Annotated in this window: 5 protein-coding genes; 2 read left to right on the top strand and 3 right to left on the bottom strand. The window is 70.7% G+C overall.

All coding sequences use genetic code 11. From position 1 onward, the window contains the following. Nucleotides 1-91 precede the first annotated feature (91 nt). A complete protein-coding gene (locus tag FV222_RS29975) occupies nt 92-313 on the bottom strand; it encodes a hypothetical protein (protein WP_187277428.1) in 222 nt (73 codons plus the stop codon). On the opposite strand from FV222_RS29975, the gene FV222_RS22490 reads away from it, so the two are divergent. Further along, entirely contained in the window at nt 312-1,637 is a 1,326-nt protein-coding gene (locus tag FV222_RS22490) for an MFS transporter (protein WP_147753499.1), read from the top strand. The genes FV222_RS29975 and FV222_RS22490 overlap by 2 nt on opposite strands. A 109-nt stretch (nt 1,638-1,746) precedes the next feature. On the opposite strand, the gene FV222_RS22485 is transcribed toward FV222_RS22490, so the two are convergent. Both FV222_RS22485 and FV222_RS22480 read right to left on the bottom strand, forming a co-directional pair. Next, a complete protein-coding gene (locus tag FV222_RS22485; protein ID WP_147753500.1) occupies nt 1,747-1,959 on the bottom strand; it encodes a hypothetical protein in 213 nt (70 codons plus the stop codon). Then, nucleotides 1,956-2,192 (bottom strand): hypothetical protein, encoded by a 237-nt coding sequence (locus FV222_RS22480; protein WP_147753501.1) that lies wholly within the window; start codon nt 2,190-2,192, stop codon nt 1,956-1,958. Before FV222_RS22480 ends, FV222_RS22485 begins: the two co-directional genes overlap by 4 nt. Before the next feature lie 225 nt (nt 2,193-2,417). Between FV222_RS22480 and FV222_RS22475 the strand changes: the two genes are divergently transcribed. Beyond that, a partial coding sequence (locus FV222_RS22475) for a LysR family transcriptional regulator (RefSeq protein ID WP_147815681.1) occupies nt 2,418-2,659 on the top strand: 242 nt, incomplete at its 3' end.

Below are 2,659 nucleotides of genomic sequence, written 5' to 3'. Positions count from 1 at the left end.
GCGATGCCCCGCCCCGCCGCGCCGATCAAGGCGGCGAGCCCCGGCGCGTCGGCGGCGTTGGCTGCCCGGATCTCCAGCCCGTACCGTCCGCTCAAGCCCCGTCCCCATCCACGTCGTTCATCGTCATCCCACCGCCGATCGATGCGCAGCCTGCATCGATCCATTCAGCCTTTGAGTTGGACGCCGCGCCGAGCACGCCCTTAACCTGAGGTCGCAAGCGGTCGCCGGGACCCCGTCGAGGGGTCGTCAGAGAACGACCGCTGTCCGCACCGGCAACGGCCGGGCGGTCCGCCTTCAGGGAGAAGGTCGCCATGGGCGCGGGTCTCGCCATGACCGCGGTGAAGCGCAGCCGCGTGCGGCTCCTCATCGTGACGATGCTCTTCATCGCCACCACCATCAACTACGCCGACCGCGCCACGCTCTCCATCGCCGGGCCGTCGCTGGCCAAGGACCTCGGCCTCGACGCGGTGGCGATGGGCTACGTCTTCTCCGCCTTCGCCTGGTCCTACGTGCTGGCGCAGCTGCCCGGCGGCTGGCTGCTCGACCGCTACGGCGCGAAGTGGGTCTACGCCGGCGCGATCTTCCTGTGGTCGGCCTTCACGCTGATGCAGGGCGCCGTCGGCTTCTTCACCGGCTTCACCGCGGTGGCGGTGCTGTTCGGCCTGCGGCTCCTCGTAGGCCTCGCCGAGGCGCCGGTGTTTCCCGCCAACGCCCGGATCACAGCGGCGTGGTTCCCCACCGCCGAGCGCGGCACCGCCTCGGCCTTCTTCAACTCCTCGCAGTACTTCGCCACCGTGCTGTTCACGCCGCTGATGGGCTTCGTCGTCCACCATTACGGCTGGCACCACGTCTTCACCCTGATGGGCGCGCTCGGCATCGCCTTCGCCCTGCTGTGGACCCAGGTGATCCACGGCCCGAAGGAGCACCCCGCGATCAACCAGGGGGAGCGCGACTACATCGAGGCCGGCGGCGCCCTCCTCGACATGGACGGGCGCGACGCGGGCGTGGCCCAGGTCGACGCCGGCCGCACCATCCGGCAGCTGCTCGCCAACCGCATGCTGCTCGGGATCTATGTCGGGCAGTACTGCATCACCACGCTGACGTACTTCTTCCTGACGTGGTTCCCCGTCTACCTCGTGAAGGAGCGCGGCCTGTCGATCCTGCAGGCGGGGTTCGCCGCCGTGCTGCCGGCGCTCTGCGGCTTCGTCGGCGGCATCCTGGGCGGCTGGATCTCGGACCGGCTGCTCAAGCGCGGCTACTCGCTGACCGCCTCGCGAAAGATCCCGATCGTCGGCGGGATGCTGCTCTCGATGGTGATCGTCGGCTGCAACTACGTCGCCACCGACGCCCTCGTGGTCGGGCTGATGGCGCTCGCCTTCTTCGGCAAGGGCGTCGGGGCGCTCGGCTGGGCGGTGGTCTCCGACACCTCGCCGCGCCAGGGCGGCGGCCTCTCGGGCGGCCTGTTCAACACCTTCGGCAACACCGCCGGCATCACCACCCCGATCGCGATCGGCTACATCGTGCAGCAGACGGGGTCGTTCAACGGCGCGCTGGTGTTCGTCGGGCTGAACGCGCTCGTCGCCGTCTTCTGCTACCTCGTCGTCGTCGGCGAGATCCGGCGGGTGGAGCTGCGCTAGGGCCGGCTCGCGTCGGCAAGGCAACGCTTCAACGGCGACGTGTCTTCGGTCACGCGTCCCGATCGGTCGCAGGTTGCGCGGGACCGCACGGCACGCCTGCGCAACCTGCTCAAGCGGACCGCCGCCGCCACCCTTCGGGCGCGGGGTGGCGGGTATGCGCCTCGGCCAGAGCTTCGAGCCAGCGGGCGACATCGGGCGGGATCGCGGCATCCCCGGACGCCCAGCGGCGCACCAGGCGGTCATCGCAGGCCAGCGCCTGAGCAAAGCCCCGTTGCGACCAGCGCAGCCGGGCGAGCACGTCGCGGAGGCGGCTGGCGGTCACCCGCCCAGCACCTTGACGAAGGCGGCGTCCGCGCCGAACAGCGCAGCACCCGCGGCCATGCCGGACAGGGCGACCTGCCAGGGTGCCAAGGCACGCGCGCGCGCGAGCTTGTCCGCCTCGGCACGCAGCTTGGCCTGCTCCTCGATGAATTTTTGGGTCTCGGCGTTCGACCGGAGGACGCGGGCGACCTGCTCGGCGACGTTGAGGCTGTTCGGAGCGGACGTGCCGGCCATCGGAGTCATCCCGTGATGCGCCCGGGGAACCCCCGCGAACATGTCCGCAAAATGAGGGAGGCTCGGACGACCGTCAACGACGGCGACGACCGTCAAGCGCATCGCGGGGCAAGCCGACAGGACCGATCGGCGCCTTGCTGGCCTCGTCCGTCTGGCCGCGACCGTCAGCGCGATGCAAGGAAGTCCGGTACGCCCGAGAGCCGGTGGGTCCCGTCAGGAGCACGCATGTTCGACTTCAGCCAGCTCCGGTGCTTCGCGACCGTGGCCGAGGAGCTGCATTTCGGCCGGGCCGCCGCCCGGCTGAACATGACCCAGCCGCCGCTGTCGCGGCAGATCCAGGTGCTGGAGCGCGTCCTCGACGTGCAGCTCCTCGACCGCACCAGCCGCTCGGTGCGCCTCACCGCCGCCGGGCGCAGCTTCCTGCCCGAGGCGCAGCGCATCCTGCGGCTCGGGCAGGAAGCTGCGCC

This window comes from Methylobacterium sp. WL103 (genome assembly GCF_008039885.1).
In the GTDB taxonomy this organism is placed as follows: domain Bacteria; phylum Pseudomonadota; class Alphaproteobacteria; order Rhizobiales; family Beijerinckiaceae; genus Methylobacterium; species Methylobacterium cerastii.
The sequence above is the reverse complement of the archived record's forward strand: the minus strand, read 5'-3'. Positions and strand labels throughout refer to the sequence as shown.

Coding starts and splice junctions, on each gene's coding strand:
- FV222_RS29975 (WP_187277428.1), bottom strand. CDS start 313: ATGGCGACCTTCTCCCTGAAGGCGGACCGCCCGGCCGTTGCCGGTGCG.
- FV222_RS22490 (WP_147753499.1), top strand. CDS start 312: ATGGGCGCGGGTCTCGCCATGACCGCGGTGAAGCGCAGCCGCGTGCGG.
- FV222_RS22480 (WP_147753501.1), bottom strand. CDS start 2,192: ATGGCCGGCACGTCCGCTCCGAACAGCCTCAACGTCGCCGAGCAGGTC.